Origin of the sequence: Thermomonas sp., assembly GCF_025993755.1 — a bacterium.
Taxonomy (GTDB): domain Bacteria; phylum Pseudomonadota; class Gammaproteobacteria; order Xanthomonadales; family Xanthomonadaceae; genus Thermomonas.
In genome coordinates this window covers 1-2,354 of the sequence record NZ_JAMQHN010000060.1, presented here as the reverse complement: position 1 = coordinate 2,354, position 2,354 = coordinate 1, and the positions used below count along the sequence as shown (strand labels likewise).

General features: G+C 66.7%; 1 protein-coding gene. It reads right to left on the bottom strand.

The genetic code is table 11. The annotated features are described in order from the left end of the window. Nucleotides 1–73: 73 nt before the first annotated feature. The gene (locus Q0X16_RS04365; RefSeq protein WP_297831037.1) at nt 74–2,155 is read right to left on the bottom strand and encodes a hypothetical protein; all 2,082 of its coding nucleotides are present in this window, start codon (nt 2,153–2,155) and stop codon (nt 74–76) included. Nucleotides 2,156–2,354 lie beyond the last annotated feature (199 nt).

Here is a 2,354-nt window from a genome sequence, read left to right as displayed (position 1 = left end):
CGGGGGCGAACGGAAAGTGATTCAATCCCACTGAACCAGACTCCAAGGAAGGCGTCTTCGACGGCCCGCCGGATCAGAACCGCACGCGCAGGCCGGCGCCGGCATGTATCTTGGTGCCGATGCCGTCCTCGCCCGACACGCCGTTGGCGAAGACGTCGAGCGTCATGGCCTCGGTCAGCTTGTAGCCGAGCCGGGCGCCGTATTCGAACCAGTCGTAATTGCGCACCATGTCCGGCCTGACCGTGCCGAACGCGAGCACGGTCGCGGTGAGGTCGGTCCTGCGGTCGAAGCCGTGCGCCCAGGCGCCGGACAGCGTGCCGTCGAATCGCTGATCGAAGCTGTGCGAGGCTTGCAGCCTGATCTTGGCCACGTTCATGCGGTCGGTGCCGCCGGAGATGACGGCGGGGAACGGGTTCTGCGGGCCGTCCGGCTCGGCATAGGCGGAGGTTTTCAGCCGCTCGCGCCCGATCTCTCCCGACAGCACGAACTGGCTCGACGGCGATTGCGCGAAAACCACGCCCGCGCGTCCATAGAAATAGGAGAGGTCGCCGCTGGTATCGCCGATGCCGGTCGCGATCCCGGCGCCGTTCGCGTAGCTGCGCTCGAAAGTCATGTCCGCGTTCGCCGTGAGCCAGCCGCCGGCCTCCGCGAACGGCCGCCACCAGGTGCCGAGATCGGCGACATACTGCATGGCGATGGCGCCGATCACGCTGCTCTTCAACTCGGCGGTGGCATAATTCTCGCGCGCATAGGCGATGCCGCCGAGAAGCGTCACGCCGTTGGCGCTGGCGTAGCGCGCATGTCCGCCTCCCGAGAACGAGCCCGCCGAGGCGAACATGCCGGCCTCGCTGCCGAGTCCCATCGGCTTGTCGCCGCCCAGCAGCGGCCCGGCGAAGCCGTGCTGATGGATCATGGTCTGCGCATGCGCGTTCGACAGGTTGTTGACCGAGTCCTGCACCGAGCCGGACGACGTCACGCCCGCGATCGGGGTTTCGCCGCCGCCGGCCCCGTCGTCGTAGCGCACGAGATAGGCGCGATCATAGCCACCCGCTTCGGGGAAACCGTGGCCGGTCCCGACGATGAACTGCCCGTCCGTGGAAACGCCTGTTGCCCTATTCAGATAGATGCCGGTCATGTCGACGCCGGCAGCGGCGAGAAGCGTGTGGAGGTTGGCCATTCCGGTCGCCTGCGTCCAGCGGAAGGCGTGCTGAATATAATCGGAGGTTACGCTTTGGCCGACCACGACCGCGCCGTTGGCGCTCACCGCATAAGCCTCTGAATAATAACCACCCAGGGTGCCGAGGCTGACCATGCCGCCGCCCTGCGTCCAGCGGAAGGCGTGCCTGTCCGAACCGTCACCGGGCCCCAGGTAACTGGACCCGACCACGACCGAGCCGTCGGCGTTCACGCCATAAGCAGCCGAATAATTTCCACCCAAAGTGCCGAGGCCGACCATTCCGGTCGCCTGCGTCCAGCGGAAGGCCTCGGTAATGTCCGTTTCGGTGGTGGTCGATCCGACCACGACCGAGCCGTCGGCGTTCACGCCATAAGCAGCCGAATAATTTCCACCCAAAGTGCCGAGGCCGACCATGCCGCCGCCCTGCGTCCAGCGGAAGGCGTGGGCCTTTTGCGAGTCGATGATGCTGGCCCAGCCGACCACCACCGAGCCGTCGGCGCTCACCGCATGGGCCTCGGAATAAGACCCGCCCAGGGTGCCGAGGCCTGTCATGGTGCCGCCCACCCAGCGGAAGGCGTGTCTGTCCGAACCGTATTCGTCGTCGCCCCGGTAGCTCGTACCGACCACGACCGAGCCGTCGGCGCTCACCGCACGGGCCTCGGAATAAGACCCGCCCAGGGTGCCGAGGCCTGTCATGGTGCCGCCCACCCAGCGGAAGGCGTGGTAGCCGCCGCCTTCGTGATCGCTGTCGATGGTGCTGACGCCTACGACGACCGAGCCGTCGGCGCTCACGCCATAGGCAGACGACCAACCTACATACTGTCCGCCATATCCGGGTTGGAGCCCCAAAACGCCGAGGTTGATCAGCGGACCCGCGCAGGGCGTCGCCGGCGCACATTGCGCGCTTGCGGGCGAGACGCCGCCGGCCAGCGCCAGAAGCGCAGCCCCCACCCCGACCGACAGCCAGCGACTTGCCAAGCGCATTCTCTGGCCCCGCGTCCAGGTTGCTCAGGTTCCCCGGTTCCACCTTCGGTATCCGGGTTTGCGGGGATTTTAATGGCGCAAAAGCAGGCAGCCGGCGGCCGAACGGGCATTAATGATGCGGAATAGACACAATTAAAGCGGCAACCGCGCCAAACCGCCGCAGGGGCCGTTCCGGGACGCGCACCATCTGTTT